The sequence below is a fragment of the Streptomyces sp. JN8 genome (assembly GCF_055808075.1).
This window is the reverse complement of sequence record NZ_CM147852.1, coordinates 4,967,650-4,985,868: the sequence shown is the minus strand read 5'-3', so window position 1 is coordinate 4,985,868 and position 18,219 is coordinate 4,967,650. Positions and strand designations below refer to the sequence as shown.

The window sequence follows — 18,219 nt, the reverse complement described above, 5'->3', positions numbered from 1 at the left end:
AACACACGGAGCATAGCGCCCGATCCGGTTCACGGCGTGAGCGGACTTGAATCCTGTTGACCGTGTTGACTCGGTTCACAGTCTCTGCTGTGATTGATCCATCGGAACACGGAGTCCCGCAACGGAGTCCCCACAGCGCCCGGAAGGTGCCACAGCCATGTCTCAGCAGAAGCGCAACTGGTTCGCCCGCCACAAGGTCCTCACCGCCGCAGGCGCGGTCGTCGCGGTCGTCGTGATCGGCGCGGCGATGGGCGGGGGCGGCGACACCGGGCCCACGGCGGGCGCGAAGCAGGAGCAGAAGCAGCCCGCGAAGCAGGACGGCGGCGACAGCGGCGGGAAGGCCCAGGACAAGCCGAAGGGCCCCACGATCGACGGCGACGGCGACTTCGAGGTCGGCTCCGACGCGAAGCCGGGCCTCTACCGCTCGACGGGCAACGAGGACGCGGGCTGCTACTGGGAGCGCGCGAAGGACGCCTCGGCCGACACGGACTCGATCCTCGCCAACGACAACGTGACGGGCACGGCGTACGTCGAGATCAAGGCGACGGACAAGCTCTTCAAGTCGACGGGCTGCGGCACGTGGGAAGCGGTCGACCCGAAGGCGAAGGGCACACCGGGCACGACGCTCAAGGGCGACGGCGGCATGTTCAAGGTGGGCGCGGACATCGCCCCGGGCACGTACAAGTCGACGGGCAACAAGGACGCGGAGTGCTACTGGGAGCGAGCGAAGGACGCGAGCCACGGCACGGACTCGATCCTGGCGAACGACAACGCGACGGGCACGGCGATCGTGAAGGTGAGCGCGTCGGACGGGTACTTCAAGTCGTCGGGGTGCGGCGACTGGGTGAAGACGGGCTGAGGGGGGCCACCCGTCCCCGCATCCCAGGAACGCAAGTGCCCCACCGAGCGAATGGACGGGGCTCCCCCACGACCTGCTGGGCCGTCGGCCTCGATTCCTCGACACCTGCCCCCTCCGCGAGGAGCACAACGGTAAGCAACGTCATGCCGATCAGCCCCGGGAGATTATCGGCCCCGAAGTCTCCTCACATGGAGCATCACTGCCTCGCGAGCTCACAGCAAAACGAAGGTGCCCCGCCGAGCAAATTCCTCGGCGGGGCACCTTATGCCCTGAAAATTGGGCCGGAGAAGGATTGGCGACCGGGTCGCCAATCCTTCAGACCAGTCAACTCAGGAACTTGAGATCAGTTCCTGCTGAAACCCGATGATCGCGAGACAGCGAGCATTTTCTCGCTCCACCTCGGGTGTCACTTCCGGCATTTCCTCGCGGTCTACGGACCCCTCGTAACAGTACGACAGGATTCCGTAGACACCCTCAGCGGTCATTCCGTCCGCCGGGATATCGAAACAATCGGAGACCGCCGAAAGGAAATGGGTAGCACCGGGCTCCTCCACCTCGTCGTCGACGTCCTCCAACTCCTCCATGAACCCATCCGGAGCAGTTGCCGTCGCCAGCCCCTGCTCAAGAGCGCGACGACATTCCGCCAATCCCCGCTCGATCACGGACCGAGCGGCCAGGTCAGCCAGAGGAGGCACCATCGACTCGAAGGTCCATTCGGTGGCGCGTACCGCGATCGCGAACCTGACGGCTGGCGACATCGCCTCCAGCCGGGGTAGCTGGGATTTCATCTCAAAGTCCCAGAGCAGCATCGCTTCACTCCAACAGTTCAATACCTGGATACCCGGCAATACGTCCAGCGCAGTCTTGTCGCGCTGGTCCGCATGCAGGCCTGGACGGAGCCACCCTACCATTGGCCGGCAAGCGGCCCTGGTCTACCGCATTCGCCATGAGCTGCTCGGCGTCGGTCTGGTTGGGCCCGGTGTACTTCTTCCCGAAGATTCTCGTGTATCCGAGCTTCGCAGCCAGTTCACGGATTGCGGGAGAAGTCTTGTTCCGGTTCACCGTGTAGACAAGCTCACCCCCGAATTCACCGGTGGCGACCGTCATCTTGTTGTGCGCGTACTGGCCGTCTTCCGGGGTCTTCTTCCCCACTCGCACCGCATCATGGATCGATCGCGCATCGGCCCTCAGCTGGTCGTTGGACTTCGGCTGCGGAATCAGGCAGTTGTCGTCGTCCCCAGCATTGGCGTTGTGCACCAGTACCGAGCCGTCGGAGTCACCCGCACGTACGTGGTACGTGTGCAGGCCCTCAACGCTCAGGTCGTACGTGACGCGCTGCGCCTTGTACTGCTTCACCTCGACGATGACTGTCGGGGCGCCCGAGTCGCCTTGGAGCCTCTGGCCCTTCTTGAGGTCAGCCGCCTGGGTCCAGGCGTTCCGGTCGACCTCGTAGAACTGGTGGTGCTTCGTCGTCTGGATCGTCTTCGGGCCGGCCTTCGTGGCCACGACGACGTCGACATAGTCGCGGTCCGTCTTGGTGACGATGACCGCCCTGACCCGGTGCTTCTCCTTGCTCTTCTTGCCGGGCTCGGCCGTCAGGACGTAGTCACCGACCACGACCTCCGAGATCGGCTTGGCCGTGGCGTTCGCCATGACCACACCGGTCAGACCCGTGAAGGAGTGCGGCGTGCAGCCCTTGCGGCCGAACTTGCTGGCCGCCGCGCCGAACAGGCCGCCGACAGCGGCGCCCGTAGCGGTCGCCTTCGCCGCGCCTCCGACGCTGCAGCCTTCCGCGCTGCCGACGCACGAGACGCCGTAGCTGACGGCGCCTTCCGCCGCACCACCTGCCGCGCCCTGCGCCGCGCCCTGGGCGATCTTGCCGCCCACGCCCTGCAGGAGCCGGCCGGCCGCGCCCGCGGCCATGCCGCCGACGGCGCCGCCGAGGGCACCAGTCGCGGCGCCGAGCGCCACGGTCCCCAGGAAGCCACCGACGCTCTTCGGGCCGTCACTCATCAGGTAGCCGACACCGTTGGCCGCTGCGCCCGCGAGCGCCGCACAGCCGATGGCTCCGGCACCTGCGGTCAGCGCCGTGCAGCCGGCGAACACCACGAGGCCTGTCGCCACCGCGGCGATTCCAGCAGAGTGCTGCTTCACATAGTTGGCTGTCGCCTTCGCCGCCTTCTTGACGGCTCTGCCGACCTTCTTGGCCGCCTTCACCACCTTCTTGGCGACGTGTTTGACGGCCTTGGCGACCTTCCGCACGGCCTTCTTGACGTGCTTGACGACCTTGTGAACAGCACGCTTGACCCGGTGATACGTCCTCTTGACGTATCTCTTGACCTTTCTGACGCTGTCGGCGACGTAGCGGACCGCCTTGCGGACTGCCCTCTTCGCCCGCTTCACCACCTTCTTGACGGCCTTCTTGACGACCTTCGCCGCCTTCTTGACGACCTTCGCGACCTTCTTGACCGCGGCCTTCGTCTTCTTGTAGGCCGACTTGACCTTCTTGGTCACCTTCTTGGCGACCTTCTTGACGGCCTTCTTCGCCCACTCGAACCAGTGGCCCGTCGGGTCGACGCCCGTCATGGGGTTGCCGTTCGCGTACGCGTAGCGGTTGGCCCCGATGGAGGACGGGACGCCGCTGGTGGCGACCGTGTCACGGCTGTTGAACTGGCCGGTCTGCGGCGAGTACCAGCGCGCGGCCATGTTGACCTTGGCCGTCTCCGGGTCGGTCCAGCCGGACTGGTAGCCCAGTGCGCCGAGCATGCCGGTGGTCTGGACGACCTTGCCGAAGGGGCTGTACGTCGTGGAGCCGGTCAGCGCCTCGCCCGTCGCGGTGAACTGCGCCACCACGTCGTCGTGCATGTCGGTGAGGGCAAGGACCGACGAGACCGCCGTCTTCACCCCCACCAGGGAGTTGTCGGCGTTGCGGCTGTAGGACGTCACACCGTCCGAGGCGACGTCGTTGCCGGCGCCGCTGTACTGGAAGGTGTGGAGGGCGACGCCGGTCTCGTCCTTGGCTTCGAGGACGCGGTCCAGGCCGTCGTAGGTGTAGCTGCGGTCACCCTCCTGCATCACACGGTTGAAGGCATCGGCCTTCACCGGGGTGATGCGGCCGCCCTCGTCCATCACCGAGCTCATCGTGCCGCGCGCGGTGTAGGTGTAGGAACTGTGGCCGTCCGAGGTCAGCCTGTTCCTCGCGTCGTACGTGTACGTGTCGCCGCCCACACGAGTCCGGTTGCCGGACGCGTCGTAGCCGTAGTTCTCCGTCGTGGTCCCGTTGTTCCAGGACGTCAGGCGGTCGGCCCAGTCGTACGTGTACGTGTTGCTGGTGGCACCCGTGACGCCCGTGGTGATCTTGGAGGTCTCGTTGTCGTTGGCGTCCCAGCCGTAGGTGGTGGAGGCGAGGTCCTTGCCCGTCGGCGAGGTCAGCTTGTCGCTGGTCAGTCGCTGCAGGGAGTCGTAGCCGAAGGTGCGCTTCGACTTGCCCGTTCCGTAGTCGATCGACTTGAGCTCGTTGTTGACGCCGTAGGCGTACGTGGCCGTCGTTCCGGTCACACCGTCGTTGACGGTCTTGAGCCGGCCGGCGGTGTCGTAGCCGTACGTCGACGCGCCCGAGGCGTCCGTCCGCGCGGTCATCGCCCCGTCACCGTTCCAGGCGAAGGAGGACGAGCCCGAGGGGCCGGAGGCCGAGAGGAGCAGACCGCGGTCGTCGTAGGTGAAGGTGTTCTTGGCCTCACCCGCGCCCGCGACGGCCGAGATCCGGTCGTCGGCGTCGTAGTCGTAGGTGTGGTCGACCGTGGCGGCTTCCGCACCCGTGCCCGACTGACGCACCAGACGGCTCTTGGCGTCGTACGCGTAGGAGACGGTCACGCCACCGGGCGAGCGCATCTCCTTGGCACGGCCCGCCTGGTCGTACACCGCCGTGAACGTCCGGTCCGAGAGGTCCGGATGGGTCGGCGTCGACGGCTCGATCTCCGACTCGGGAAGGCCCCACGGGTTGTACGTGGTGAGGAACCGGTTCCCTCGCCCGTCGGTGAAACGGGTCCGATTGCCGGCGACGTCGTACCCGTACGTCGTCGTGATCGACTCCGTGGCGGACACCGGCTCGACCAGCTTCGTGACGAGACCCGTCGGATCGAACGTGAAGGTCTTCGTATGACCGCGGTAGTCCGTCAGCGAGACCGGATTTCCGGCGCGGTCGTACGTGGAGCTGCTGGACCGCAGCACCGCGCCCTGCGCGTCGAGGTCCTCTACCTTGATGAGCTGGCCGTACCCGTCGTACGTGTTCCGGTTGCTCGTGCCGTCAGGGTCGGTGGCCGTGAGGACCTGGCCGTCCATGTCGTACGAGAACCGCGAGACGTTCCCCGCTCCGTCGGTGGTCTCGACGACCTCACCCGCGGAGTTGTACTTGTACGACTGGGTCACCCCGGTCGGGGAGACCTCACGGGAGAGCTCGCCGCCCGGAGCGTTGTACTCGTTGATGGACGTGTAGGCGCGCTGGGTCGGCTGGCGCACGATGTCCGTGCTGGTGACCGGCCGCTCCAGGTAGTCCCAGGTGGTCTCCTGTCGGGCGCCGTTCGGCCGGGTGGCCGAGAGCTGGTCGCCGTTGGTGTCGTAGGTGTACTTGGTCGTGCCGCCGCCGGGTTCCGTGACCGAGGCCAGGTCGCCGAGCTGCGTGTAGGTGTAGGTGGTGCGGTTGCCGAGGGGGTCGATCTCCGCGGTGACCTGGCCGAGCTTGTTGTACTCGTTCCAGGACGTGGCCTTGATCGGGGTCGAGGAACCCGGCGCCAGATAGTCGGGGGAGGACGTCGAGGACTCCTGGCCCTCGCCGTCGTAGGCCGTCACTGACACGTTGCCGAGCGGATCCGAGGCCTCTGTCTCTTCACCGAAGGTGTTGTAGCCGGTCATGGAGACGGGACGGACGGAGACCGGGGTCCCGCCGCTCTGCTCCGCCATGACGGCCGGCTCGGTGACCGAGGTCTGCTGGCCGAGCTCGTCGTAGCCGTAGTCCGTGACGTTGCCCGCGGTGTCCGTCTGGGACACCGGCAGACCGCGCTGGTCGAGCTTCCACGAGGTGGTGCGGACCGAGGAGCCCGCGGCCGGCAGGGTGCCGCCCTTGAGCGCCGTGATCTGCGTCGAGGTCAGCGCCTCCGAGTAGACCTGGACGTCGTCGATGCCGCCCTTGAACTCGTAATCGTAGTTCCCGGCGCCCATCTTGTGACGGCCGATCTGGAACGGACCGGTCGCCTCCCAGTTTCCGGCGACCGCGACTTCCTGCGCGAGCGTGCCGTTGACGTACAGGCGCAGCTTGGACGCCTGGGCGTCGTACTGGCCGACCAGGTGGGTCCAGGCTCCGGCGACCGCCGCGGACGGGGCGGAGACCGCCCGGTCGTAGGCGAGGGGCAGCGCGTCCGACCGGGGACGGGCGAAGGCCCAGCCGGTGTTGGCCGCGTAGTACAGCACGAAGCCGTACACCGTGCCCGCGTCCTGCGACAGGACCGTGCGGCCCGTCGTCAGGTCGGACAGCTTGGCCCATGCGGAGACCGTGAAGCTGCCGGCCGTGTTCACGGCCGGGCCCGAGGCCTGTGCCCAGGAGTTGACGTCACCGTCGAAGACGGCGCTGCCGCCCCGGTCGGTGTTCCAGTGCATCCCGGTGCCGTGGGTGCCGGTGTTGTTGCCACCGGAGGAGTCCGCCAGGCCGAAGCCGGTCGTCTCGTCCAGCTTGTAGCGGGAGACCGGAGCCGTGGTGCCGTCGTGAACAGTGTTGCCCGTGACGTTGCCCAGATGGTCGTACCGCGTGTCCGTGGTGGACCTGTCACCCGTCGCCGGGTCGTACTCCGTCTCCGAGACCACGTTGTCGTCGGGGTCGTAGGAGACCTTCGTCGAGCGCGCGAACCCGTTCGGATCGAACACCGAAGAGGTCGTCCGGTCGGCTGCGTCCACCGTGAAGGTGGTGCGCTTCTGACCGTCGTCGGTGACCTGCTCGATCAGGTTGCCCTCGGCGTCGTAGGTGTTCGCCTGCTCCGTGAACGACTTGCCGTTCTGCGGGTCCTTGCGGACCACGCTCGCGGCGAGGCCGTCGTCGGTGTAGGTGTACGCCGTCACCCAGCCCATGGCGTCGGTGATCGAGGCCAGCCGGCCCGCCGGGTCGTACGCCCGCGACTCCTGGACGAGGGTCGTCGCGGGAGTCGGGTTGTACGGGTCGCCGGTGTAGTTGAGCAGGTTGGTGGTCAGCGGACGCTGCTCACCGTCGAAGGTGTAGGTGTTGACGTTCCCCGCGGGATCCGTCTCCTTCACCTTGTTGCCGTACCGGTCGTACTCGAACGACGTGGTGTCGCCGCCCGGGTCCGTCCTGCTCGCCATCTGGTTGTACGCGTCGTACGTCATCGACGTGGTGCGCGCCGTGTCGCCGCCCGTGAGGTCGGACACGGTCTGGGACAGGATGTTGCCGTCCGCGTCGAACGCCGTGGTCGTCTTGGCCTGGTGCACCGCGCCCGTCACCCGGTTGGTGACCTTCGGGTCGGTGTCGGTGACGACCTGGTCGTTCTTGTCGTACGTCTGCGAGGACGTGAGACCCGCGGGGTTGGCGTCGGAGATCTCGGTCTTGGAGACCTGTCGACCGAGGTTGTCGTACGTGAACTTCACCTTGCCGCCGTTGGCGTCGGTGATCTCCGCGAGATCACCGTTGGCGAAGTACGTGTACGACGTCTTCTTCCCGCCGGCCGTGGTCACCATGGCGACGAGCCCGGCGGGGGCCGTCGCCGTGCCGCCCTCCGCCGCCGGGGTGGCGGCGGTGGTGTAGGTCGTGGACGCGGTCCGTCCGTTGGGGTGTCCCGGTACCGGCGGAGTGGTCACCGAGAGCAGGTTGCCGCCGGTGTCGTAGGAGTACGACGTCTTGTACGTGTCGTCCGTCGGGCCCGAGGAACGGCCGTCGCGCTCGGTGAGCACGAGGTCGTTGCGCAGGTCCATCGGCGGCAGCACCGTGGTCGCGTCCGGGAAGTAGGTCGAGTACTCGGTCGAGCACTTGTTGGCCTTGGTGTCCTGGCAGGTGGTCTGGGAGACCGCGTTGCCGCGTACGTCGTGGCCCGTGATGGAGCGGTTGCCGTTGGCGTCCGTGATGGTGTGCAGGAAGCCGCCGGTGTCGTAGCCGTACGTGGTCCGCTTGCCCTCGGTGTCGATCGCGGCGAGGAGGCGGTTGCCCAACTCCGCGTCGTACACGTAGGTGAGCGTCTTGTCCGTCGGGTCGGTCAGCTTGACCGTCCGTACCGGCGCGATGCCGGAGGACGCCTTGTAGGCGGACCAGTGCGTCGCGACGTCCGCGTCGGTCAGGCCCTTGGAGTGGACCGCGACCTCGGCGATGGAGCCGGTGAAGTAGCTGACGTCGCCCGGGGAGCTGAACCAGCCCTTGCCGAAGCCGCCACCGATGAAGGTGCGGGTCGTCGACTGGTCGTTGGCGGCGCCGGTGAAGTCCTTCTGCTTCACACCGTCCAGGTACAGCGTCTGCGTCGTGCCCTTCGCCGACAGCACCGCGTGGTGCCACTTGTCGTCGGTGACGGTGGCGGTGGTGCCGAAGTCGGCGGTGCCGCTGCCGCTGACGCTCCACCAGTGACCGCGGAGCTTCCCGTCCGCGCCGACGTACAGCAGCGGCGAGTACGCCGCGCCCGCGCCGAGCGGATCGTTCGGGGCACGGGCCTGGTCGCTCATGATCACGCCCGGCTCGGCCGTCTTGAACCAGAGTTCGACCGAGCGGTCGGCCTTGGCGTGCAGCGGGCCGTACGGGATCTCCACGAAGGAGGTCGAGCCGTCGAACGTCGACGCGCTCGCGTCACCGGGACCGAAGGGACCCTCGTCGCCCTGGATGACGTTGTTGTACGTGCCGAAGCCGGTGTTCACCTGGTTCGCGGCCTGCGCCGCGGCCTGGGTGTCGTCCAGGCGCCAGTAGCCGGCCGGGGCGGTGCCCATGACGGCGGAGCGGTAGACCTGGGACGAGCCGGTGATGGTCGGCGGGTTGAGCTTCCAGGTGCCGCCGTTGCCGTCGGTGGCCTGGAGGACCAGGTCGTCGGTGGTGCCGTAGACGACCGAGGCCTGGGTCTTGCCGCCCGGGGTGGTGATCGTCTGCAGCAGTCCGGCGGACCGCTTGGCGGCCTGGTACTGCGTGGCGATCACGGAGGCGGCGAGAGGCTCGGAGAAGATGGCCACCTCGGCCATCTGACCCGCGAAGTGACCGAGCTTGTCGTTCGGGTTCATCGACGGCCAGCCGTCGGTGTTCACGCCCGCACCCAGCGAGACGTAGGGCTGGACCCAGTCGTTGATCGTGCCCGCGAGGGATCCCTGTGAGACGCCGTCCAGGTACAGGGTCTGGGTGTTGGCCATGCCCGTGAGGACCGCGTTGTGCCACTGGCCGTCGGTGACGGTCGCGGTGGACGTGATCGTCGACATGCAGCCCGGGGACATGGCCAGGCAGCCGCGCAGCTTGCCGTCCATGCCGACGTAGACCGCCGGGGTGTTCTTCGTGGTGTTGGCGACCGGATTGGAGTCGCTCAGCGGCTTGTCGCCGTAGTAGAAGAGGACGCCTCCGGCCTGCGTGGTCTTGAACCACAGGGACACCGAGGTGTACGAGGGCGTCGCGCCGGGGGCGCTCGGCATCTCCACGTACGAGGTGGTGCCGTTGAACGTGGCCGCCTTCTGGGTGGAGCCCGCGAGGGGGCCCGTCCCGCCCAGCGTCACGTTCTGGTACGTGCCGTTGTACTGGCCCTGGTTGGCGTCGATCGCGTCCTTCGCGATCGTGCCCGAGGTCTCACCGAGGCGCCAGTAGGCGAACGGGTCGGCGTCGAGGACCGTGGTGCGGTAGTGGTTGCCGGTGGCGTAGGTGTACGTCGTGCACTTGGACCAGTCGGCCGGCGGGCACACCTTGGTGAGCTGGTCACCGGTGTAGGTGTACTGCCAGGTCTGGGCCGTGGCGGCATCGCCCGCGGTCGACGGGTCGGTGGCGACGGTCTGGACGTGCCAGACGGTGGCACCGGCCGGCTGCGACCAGGCGAGGGTGAGGGAGCGCTTCGACGTCTCGTTGGTGATCTTCGTCAGCCGCTTGTTCGCGTCGTACGCGAACGTCTCGGTGCGCCCGGCGAAGTCCTTGATCGCCTTGATCGCGTACGTACCGGCCTTCGCGGTCGCCTGGGTGAGCGCGTACTCCGTGAAGTCCTTGTCCGTCAGCGTGAAGCCGACCGCCGGCGAGACGGCGGCCGCCAGACGGGCGTAGCGGCCCAGCGGAGGCACGAAGGTGCCGTCGGTGTTGCGGCCGAAGGCGACCTGCTCACCACCCGGGTAGGTGATGACGACGCTGGTGACCGTGCCCGCGCCGTCCTTGACCTCGGTCGCCTTCATGTCGGCGATCGTCGACCAGCCGGCGCCGAAGGCACCGTCGATCCGGGGGTCGAGGCTGTTGTAGGAGCGGTCGATCTCCAGGGACGGTCCGATGACGGGTACGTCGGCGTCGGTGTCCTCGGTCGTGTAGTTGCCGTCCGACGGGTCGAACTCGTGCCCGTCCGTGTTCTGGGCCAGACCCGAGGTGACGGGCGGCTGCGGAACGGCGGTGGTGAAGCTGCTCGAGTAGACGATCTCGGTCGTGCCGTCGCTGACTCCGACCAGCCAGTCGTAGTTCTTCGACCACTTGAGCTTGCCCGCGGGGATCTTCCAGTTGCTCTTGGTCAGAGCGCCGGAGGAGCTGACGAGCGTGGTGCCGTCGTAGACCTCGAAGGTGTACGACAGCGGGCTGGGCCCCTTGTCCGCGTCGCTCGCGTACACGAGCAGTTCCGGCTGAAGGGTGTTGGCCTGGAAGTTCTCGGGCGGGTACGACGCGTTGACCTGCGGCGCCGTGTTGGCCGTGTACGTCAGATCCAGGGCCGGGCGGAAGCCGGCGGTCGCCGAGTTGTCCGAGTGGAACTTCTTCCAGTGGAGCATGTCGTTGGTCGGGGCGGTGAGCGCCAGACCGTAGTTCGCGGCTCCGCCGGCGACGTTGTTGAACCACGTCGTGTTGAGGGAGACCGGCATCTTCACGCCGACCGAGGCCGAGTTCCCGCTGTTGGAGCAGGAGGCGCCGGGGGCGGGCGTGGCCGTGCCCATGGCCGGGCCGAAGCTCGGGCCGGGGTAGCTGGTGACTCCGGACGGGGTCCAGGACTGGGTGATCGGGTGCACCGAGAACGACTGGGCGGCGCAGGTGGAGGACCAGAGCGCGTAGACGTTCAGGGTGGCGGCGGTGACCCGCTTGCCCGCGAGCGTGGTGCCCAGCGAGGAGAACTGGAGGAACGAGTTGGTCTTGTTCGTTCCCGAGTCGTAGGAGCCGACCTTGATCTGGGTCTCGGTGGAGTGGTCGCCGCCGATGGTGTTCTGGGCGTACGTCGAGTTCGACGCGGTGACCGTCGGGTCGACGGTGACCGGGTAGACCCGGGCGGGGTCGTCGAGCCAGGCGCGGTCCGCGGTCATCCGCAGCGCCGGCTCGCCGTCCACCGTGACGAGCTCGTAGGTGACGGCCCGCGACCGGGCGGGGTCGCCCGAGCGGGGGTCGACCCTGGAGTCCTCCATGAACGCGTGCGGGATGGTCGCGGTGACCTTTCCGTTCGCGTCGGTGAACTCGACGTCGCCGTCCTCGGCGACGCGGGGGGTGAGGCCCTTCACCGCGAGGGGGAAGGTCCAGGAGTTCGCGGCCTGCGGGGAGCGCAGGACGACGTTCTCCTTGAAGCCCTCGGCCAGCGGTACGAGCTGCACGTCGGTGTCCGGCAGCACGTCCGCGTAGGTGACGGTGCCGTTCTCGGCGACGGTGGGCTCGGCCTGCGCGGCGCCCTGGAGGGCGTACGCGAGCGAGCGTCCGGCGCCGAAGTCGACGGAGGCGAGCTGCTCGTCGGCGGCGGTCGGCGCGAACTCGACGTCGAGGGAGTTGGCCGTCTGCTGGAGGCGGCCGTCCTTGTCCTCGGTCAGGCTCGTGTCGATCGCCTTCCACGTGCCGTCCGCGCCCTTGAAGTTGGTGCGGCCGGCGAAGTGGCGGACGGTCGTCGAACCGTCGGCGTTGACGTAGTAGTCCGAGGTGGCCGTGGACTTCTCGGCGTCGCGCTTGCTGGTGCGGGCGTCGAAGCTCTTGGCGGTGCCCGGCGCCTTGCCGGTGCGCACCTCGTCGGGGTCGTCGGTCTCCCGCTCGAACGGCGGGAGTTCGCCCTTGCCCTTGCCCGGCTTGCGCCCGGCCTTGCCCTCCAGGCTGGTGGCGTCGGCGGAGGCCTGGTGGCTCTTGCCACGGGCCGTGCCGCCCTGCTGGTCAGGGGTGTCGAGAGGGTTCTCGCTCACCCACTTCCAGAGCCCCGAGAGGGAGAGCCTGGGCATCTTCACCGGTTCGAGCGTGACGCCCGCGGCGAGCGCCGACTCGGTGGTGAGCATGAGGAACAGTGAGATCAGTACGGAAAGAGCCGTAGCCCTCAACCTGCGTCTCCCGGTGCGACCCGGTGGGAACAGGCGAGGGCTACGGACCCGGCGTATACGCATGGGCCAGCCTTTACTAACGCGATTCTTACAAAGCCTCGCGAGCCTGCCCGATGACGGTTCACCAGTTCACACCAGGGTGCCGAACTTTACTCTCGCTTTACCCGACGGATGGAACCCTTCCGGACAACTCGGCCCGGAGCCGCCCACGGGGGACAGCCGGGTCGCTCAGCCCTCGCGGGCGAGCCGCTTCACCGTCGCGGCGATGTCGTCCTTGAGGGTCGCCCCGGGCGCCACCCGGACCAGGTTGTCGTGGGGGGCTCCGGCGCCCGTGCCGACGGTGACGAAGCGGACCTTCGGGTTCTTCTCGACCGCCTCTTCGGCTGCGGTCACCTGCGGGGCGCCCGAGGCGACGACGATCTCGCAGTCGCGCTGGACGAGGCCGTTGAGGAAGGGTCGGGCGTTCTCCACCGACTTCCCGCCCATCACCGGGACGAACGTCACGCGGATGCGCTTGTCCAGGGACGCCGCCTGCATGCCCTCCCAGACGGGGGCGGCCGGCGCTCCGGTCACGATCCCCTGTTCGTCGGTCAACAGGCAGGCGTCGTAGTCCTGGTAGGCGCGGGCCCGGGTGTCGGGCGGGGTGCCCGGCCGGTCCGAGCCGGCGAACAGCCAGGCTCCGACGAGGCCGACGACGAGGACCAGGACCGAGGCGAGGGCCCAGCCGACCCGGCCGCGCAGGGCGCCGGCGCCGGTGGCGAGCAGTCCGGGGATCCGGGCGGCCCCGGACTCCGCGGCCTCCCTCTTGGCCGCCTCCCGCTCGGAGACGCGCCAGGCGCGACGGGTCTTCACCGGTCGCCCCCCTTGACCGCGAGGCAGTGCGCCGCCGCGCCGAGGGTGGTGGCCGCGAGCAGCACCGTGTCGAGGAGGAAGGGGACGCCGTGGGTGCCCTCGGGCGTGAGCGCGATCTGGAAGCACCAGGCGGTCGAGGCGCCCGTGAACAGCAGCGCGGCGATCCAGTCGCCGCGCGTCCCGCGCCGCAGGGCGAACGCGAGCGAGGGCACCAGACCGAGGACGCCGAGGCTCAGCAGCGGCACCAGCGCGAGCCCGACCCGGGCCGGACGGCCCGGCAGTTCCTTGGGGCGCGGGGACTCCACGCCCTTCTCCAAGCGGACGGCCTGGTTCACGATTCGCGAGACCTCTCACGGAGGCGCACGCCGAGGGGTCGGGGCGCACGGATGTACGACAGGGGACGCCGTACGGTACATCCCCCGCCGTGAAGATCGCCCTCGGGGTCCCGCTCGGCGGCGGGACCCCGTACGCGTCAGAGGCGGTGCCGCACCCACACATTGGGCTCGACGTAGACCGCGTAGCCGCGCGAGGCCTCGCAGTGCACGGGCACGAGCGCGCCCTCGACCTCGACCGGCCCGTCGGTGTCGAAGGGGAGTCCGGTCCACGCGCGCCACTGCTCGACCGAGCCCGAGACCGTCATCGAGGCCGGGGCGACGGACTGGACGACCCCGCCCGCGCGGACGTGGACGCGCAGCCAGGCGTCGTGCGGCAGCCCGTCGGCCTCCCGGGTGCGGAAGGCGTACTCGTGCATGGGGGCGGTGGGCTCCAGGTGCTTCCCGTTGGGGCGGACCGGGGCGACGACCTCGGCGAACCCGCGGCGCGCGGCGTTGTCCCGCATGGCCGCCAGCATCCGGTGCGAGAGGCCGCGGCCGAGCGCGCCGGTGTCGACCGTGATCTCGATGGCGCTGACGGTGTCCGGCTCGCGGCCGTGCTTCAGGTCGGAGAACGCCCAGAGCAGCACCTCGTCCCAGCCGCGCGGCGGCAGCTCGCGGCGCCCGTCGAGGTCGAGCCGGAAGGGGACGCTGAAGCCGCGGGCGACGACCCTGCCCTCGGTGTCGGTGGCGACGAGCACGTACTCCGGCAGCTCGCGCACGATCCGCCCGATGTTCGCCCAGCCCACCGGGTCGTACATCATGAACTCGGGCCAGAGGTCGCGCATGCCCCACATCGGCCCCTCCAGTTCGGGGCGCTCGGCGAGGGTCGATATGTTCAGGTCCATGCGGGCAGGCTAAAGATCGTCTTCCCGGTGCGCCAACAGCTTTTCTCCCAGGTCGGGGGCGCTACGGGAGCTTCTGCTGCGGGCAGGTCGCGAGGACCCGCTTCATCGCGTCCCGCTCGCCGCCGGTCACCCACACCCGGTACTTCTTCTTGACGGCGATCTGCCGGGCCACGTAGGTGCAGCGGTACGCCTTGTTCGGGGGCAGCCAGGTGGCCGCGTCGCCGTCGGACTTGCGGCGGTTGGTCGAGGCGTCGACGGCGAGCAGGTTGAGCGGGTCGTTGGCGAAGCGGCGCCGGGTCTCGGCGTCCCACGTGCCCGCGCCCTTCTGCCAGGCGTCGGAGAGCGCGACGACGTGGTCGATGTCGACCTTGCTGCGGCCCCGGAGGTAGCGGACGGTGGTCCCGGTGTACGGGTCGTCCGTGAGGGTGCCGGAGGCGACCTTGCAGTGGCCGTCGGTGAACCGGACGCCGTTCAGGTCGCGCTTGAGTATGTCGTCGCGGGTCCCGCAGCCGTTGCCGTCGACGTCCGCCCAGGCGGCTCCGAACTTCTCGCGCTCGTACCCGGTCTTCGGGGCCCGGCCCTTCACGGTGAGGGTGTCCACGGCGGCGAGGGCGGTGCCGCGGGCGGCGGGCCTGCCGCCCGCGCCGCCGGCGGACTCCGGTCCGTCCCCGGCCGGCCCGGCTCCGGGCGTGCAGGCGGTGGCGACGAGCGCGGCGGCCGCGAGCGCCGAGGCGGTCAGGGCTGATCGAAACGTCCGTTCTGTGAACATCCGTCGATTCTAGGCCCGTTGCGGGTTCCGGGACCCGGACGGGCCACCCGCAGGAAGAACGGAACAGGCGTTCGACTACCGTTCACCCCTTCTACGACACTCCCTCAGGAGGGGTTCCCTTGCGAAGATTTGGGCTCTTCCGCGCCCTGCTGGCCACGCTGGCCTTCATATGCGCGGCCACGGTGCTGACGGCGCCCCCGGCGGCGGCGGACACGGTGGGCTACGCGACCGCTCCGCCCCTCAGGACGTACACGTACAACATCTGCGGCAGCAGCGGGACCGAGGGCTGCAACGCCACCAAGGAGGAGGACGACGCCCGCGTCAAGACGATCGTCGACGAGACGACGGGCGGCGTCTGGAACGCCGACTACATCTTCCTCGTCGAGGTCTGCAGCTATCAGTTCAACCGGATGGACGCGACCCTGAGGACGCGGGGCTACACCGGCCGCTACGTCGAGACCGTCCCGGCGGGCAGCCTCTCCACCTCGACCGGCCGGGCGCTCTGCGTCGACTCCTCCGGAGCCGGCACGCCCCGCAGCTACGGCATGGCCGTGTTCGTCCGCGGCTCCTTCGTCGAGTCCACGGTCCTCACCCTGGACACGAAGGCCGCGATCCAGCAGACCGTCCCCGGCGCCACGGGCGAGGACATCAAGTCCCCCTGCATCAAGTCCTGGGTGCAGAACCGTGTGACCTGGGCCTGCTCCGTCCACCTGTGGTGGGGCGCCCCGAACCGGCCCGCCGCCCCCGCCCCGGGCGCGACCGCGGCGGAGATCGCGGCGTACGAGGACAAGCTGGCCCGGCACCAGGTGATGACCCGGGAGGCCGACGCCCTGGTGGCCCGGTCCACCGAGTGGGAGCAGGCGGGCATCCCGGTCATCCTCAGCGGCGACTTCAACTCCACCCCCTGGGGCGACGTGCTCAACCGGTTCTACGAGCCGGCCACGGGCGACGGCGCGTACGGCACCTTCGTCGAGGCGGACGAGACCGACTTCGACGACGTCACCCCGTACGGCAACTGCAGGACGCCGGGGCTCACGCGGTGCCGCGTCGGCGAGCTGACGATGTACGACAAGGCGCACGGGAACCGCGTGCAGAAGCTCGACTACACCTTCTTCAGCGCCCGGTTCTTCCGCGGCGTGGTCGGTGACGTGCCCGCCGAGCCGAAGACGACCACCGGCAAGTGGATCTCCGACCACCTGCCGCTGCGCGGCGCGGCCTTCTGGAAGGACTGCGGCGCCTACGGCACCACCCCCGGCGCCGTGTACCGGAGGGACGCGGCCGGCGGCCTCTACCGCTACGAGGGCCGTGCCTCCGGCACCACCGCCGCCCTCGCCAAGCCCTGCAAGGTCGGCTTCGGCTGGGGCGTCATGAAGGCCGTCGCCCGTCAGGGCACCACCCTCGCCGCCGTCGACACGGCCGGCGTCCTGTGGCACTACCCGCTGAGCCCGGTGGACGGCACGTACTCCGGTGGCACCAGGAAGCAGGCCGGCACCGGCTTCCAGGGTGACGACGTGCTCCTCGCCCCCGGCGACTTCGACGGCGACGGCATCGCGGACCTGATCAGCCGCGACGCCGCCGCCCGCACGTTCTGGCTGCACCGGGGGACCGGCGAGAACGGCTACGCGCCGCGCACCCCGATCGTCGAGCCCGGCGGCGAGACGCACCTCTACCAGAGCGTCGTCGCCACCGACCTCGCCCACGGGACGGGCGCCGCGCAGGGCGCGGCCGACCTGGTCGCCGTCGACGAACTCGGCTACCTCTGGCTCCACGAGGGGAACGGCGACGGAACCTTCGCCGCGCGCCGGATGATCGGCAACGGCTGGCAGGTCTACGACGCCCTCGCCGCCCCCGGCGACCTGAACGGCGACGGGAACGCCGACCTGGTCGGCCGCGAGGAGGGCGGCGACCTGTACTTCTACCAGGGGGACGGCACCGGCGGCTACGCCCCGAAGGCGAAGATCGGCTCCAGCTTCCCCGCGGCGGAGATGCTGTTCTGACCTGCGGCGAGGGGTGCTCCGCCGAGCGCTCCTGAGCCGGCGGGGCGAGGGCCCGGGTGTCGCGTGTGCGACGCCCGGGCCCTCGCGCGTCCCGGTCCGGTACGGTCGCACGCCGCGCCGGGGCTCCCCGGTCCGGCCCGGCTCACACCTTGCCGATGCCGAGCGTGTTCTCCGAGGGCAGCAGCCCGGAGCCGACGGCCGCCAGCCAGGGGCCGCCGAGCAGGTCGGCGAGGCGGGCGGTGCCGTCCGGGCCGAGGGCGGTCCAGGGGGCGGCGGCGAGTTCGTCCGTACGGCTCTCGACGCCGGCGCGCAGGGACCGGCCGGCCTCGGTGGCTCCCCCGTCGGCGGTGAGGAGGCCGCGGGCGGCGAGCCGGTCGCGCGCCGCCGCCCATTCCCCGGCGCTCCAGCCCCGGCTCGCGAAGACGTGCTCCGGCGCGGCGCCGACCGCCGCGAAGGAGACCAGCGACTCGACCGGGTCGAGGCCCGCGTCGGCGAGGGCGGCGAGATGGCCGTCGCCCCGGTGCTCGCGCAGGATCGTCGCGGCGTGCCAGAGGTCCAGGTGCGGGGCCTCGGGCCGGGGCAGGGCGGCGTTGGCCACCGCGAGCGGTCGGGTGACCGCGGCGGGCCCGGAGGTCGCCGCCACGCAGGCGGCGGTGCGGGCGAGTTCGGCGGCCTCGGCGAGGCCGGGGTCCGCGAGGAGTTCCTCGCCCAGGACGGCCCGGTAGGCGCGGTCGACGGCCCGGAGCCGCGCGGCGAGGACGTCGGCGGGGGCGGCGGTCTGCCACGCGGCGGGGACGTACCGGGCGATCATCGCCGGGCTGAAGCTGTGGAAGGCCCGGGTCACCCGGTCCGCGTCCGCGGGCCCGAGGGGCGCGGCGCGCCAGGCGACGTAGGCGGGCCAGCGCTCGGAGGTGACGTAGCCGAGGGCGGCGGCCTCCTCGAAGGCCTCGGGGGCGTAGTAGAGCAGGGCGTGCAGGGGTTCGAGCAGATGCCACATCTGACGTACGCGTCCGGACTCCACGGCGGGCTCCTCTTCGCTCTCATCATCTAGCCA

Annotated in this window: 9 protein-coding genes; 2 read left to right on the top strand and 7 right to left on the bottom strand. The window is 69.7% G+C overall.

The window, feature by feature from the left end:
- The first annotated feature begins 157 nt into the window (after positions 1–157).
- On the top strand, positions 158–859 hold the full coding sequence (locus ACY0MR_RS22020) for a hypothetical protein (protein ID WP_403315785.1): 702 nt from the start codon (positions 158–160) through the stop codon (positions 857–859).
- A gap of 329 nt (positions 860–1,188) precedes the next feature.
- On the opposite strand, the gene ACY0MR_RS22015 is transcribed toward ACY0MR_RS22020, so the two are convergent.
- From ACY0MR_RS22015 to ACY0MR_RS21990, 6 genes are all read right to left on the bottom strand, one after another.
- Entirely contained in the window at positions 1,189–1,668 is a 480-nt protein-coding gene (locus ACY0MR_RS22015) for a hypothetical protein (protein WP_473554838.1), read from the bottom strand.
- A 4-nt stretch (positions 1,669–1,672) separates the two neighbouring features.
- On the bottom strand, positions 1,673–12,286 hold the full coding sequence (locus ACY0MR_RS22010; protein ID WP_473554837.1) for a LamG-like jellyroll fold domain-containing protein: 10,614 nt from the start codon (positions 12,284–12,286) through the stop codon (positions 1,673–1,675).
- A 270-nt stretch (positions 12,287–12,556) separates the two neighbouring features.
- Positions 12,557–13,180 carry a type 1 periplasmic-binding domain-containing protein gene (locus tag ACY0MR_RS22005; RefSeq protein ID WP_392866263.1) on the bottom strand — a complete coding sequence of 208 codons (624 nt, stop codon included), beginning with the start codon at positions 13,178–13,180 and terminating at the stop codon, positions 12,557–12,559.
- Entirely contained in the window at positions 13,177–13,515 is a 339-nt protein-coding gene (locus ACY0MR_RS22000; RefSeq protein WP_361854215.1) for a hypothetical protein, read from the bottom strand. Before ACY0MR_RS22000 ends, ACY0MR_RS22005 begins: the two co-directional genes overlap by 4 nt.
- A 137-nt stretch (positions 13,516–13,652) precedes the next feature.
- Positions 13,653–14,399, bottom strand: coding sequence for an N-acetyltransferase (locus ACY0MR_RS21995; RefSeq protein WP_361854217.1), 747 nt, complete (start codon positions 14,397–14,399; stop codon positions 13,653–13,655).
- Positions 14,400–14,460: 61 nt separating this feature from the next.
- The gene (locus ACY0MR_RS21990; protein WP_473554835.1) at positions 14,461–15,168 is read right to left on the bottom strand and encodes an HNH endonuclease family protein; all 708 of its coding nucleotides are present in this window, start codon (positions 15,166–15,168) and stop codon (positions 14,461–14,463) included.
- A gap of 119 nt (positions 15,169–15,287) precedes the next feature.
- On the opposite strand from ACY0MR_RS21990, the gene ACY0MR_RS21985 reads away from it, so the two are divergent.
- A complete protein-coding gene (locus tag ACY0MR_RS21985) occupies positions 15,288–17,165 on the top strand; it encodes an endonuclease/exonuclease/phosphatase family protein (protein WP_473554832.1) in 1,878 nt (625 codons plus the stop codon).
- Positions 17,166–17,307: 142 nt separating this feature from the next.
- Here ACY0MR_RS21985 and ACY0MR_RS21980 read toward each other — a convergent pair whose 3' ends face one another.
- Positions 17,308–18,162, bottom strand: a complete 855-nt coding sequence (locus ACY0MR_RS21980) for an SCO6745 family protein (RefSeq protein WP_473561864.1) — start codon at positions 18,160–18,162, stop codon at positions 17,308–17,310.
- Positions 18,163–18,219 lie beyond the last annotated feature (57 nt).